1 protein-coding gene is annotated in these 593 nt (G+C 61.4%); it reads right to left on the minus strand.

The genetic code is table 11. The features are described from left to right. On the minus strand, nucleotides 1–530 hold a 530-nt coding region (locus tag AC5Y7D_RS30910; RefSeq protein ID WP_499929995.1), incomplete at its 3' end, for a GH12 family glycosyl hydrolase domain-containing protein. Nucleotides 531–593: the final 63 nt, after the last annotated feature.

Genomic DNA, 593 nt, shown 5'->3' on the forward strand with positions numbered 1-593 from the left:
ACGTCGGCGGAGAACGATTCGACGCCCAGGCCGACGCCGCCGTTCCACGGCTCGAAGCCGGCCTGGATGCTGGTCAGATACCACGAGTCGTTGATCGACTCCATCGTTGCCGTGTGGTCGACGAAGTCCATCACGTCGAAGGTCCACACCTCGATGGGCGCGGTGGCGACATAGGACATCACATTGTTCTGCCCGTTGCTGCCGTCCCACACCACAAAACTCTTGCCGTTGATCGTGGCATTACCGACCGGGGAGCCCACCGGCTGAATGGGGCCCTGGTGGTTGAACCAGATCATGATCTCCTGATCGTTGACCCCGGTGGTGGTGTAGGTGGAATCCAGCCAAATGTCATACGAGGCGTTCCAGGTACCGGTCGGCACGTAGTTGTAGTCGATGCTGGTCGTCGCGGAGTTGATCTGACCCAACTGGATGGGCAGGTTCGTGCCCGTCGAGGACGTGCCGTAGTGCACCCCCTCATAGATCGAGGGATAGCCCAGCGGAGCGCCGTTGGTGGGCGCCGACCCATTCATCTGGGCGATGGAAAACCCCGTGGGCGTGACATTGATCGTCTGACCGGCCGGGTTGTTCCACGC

The sequence above is a fragment of the Mycobacterium sp. NGS49 genome (assembly GCF_059812565.1).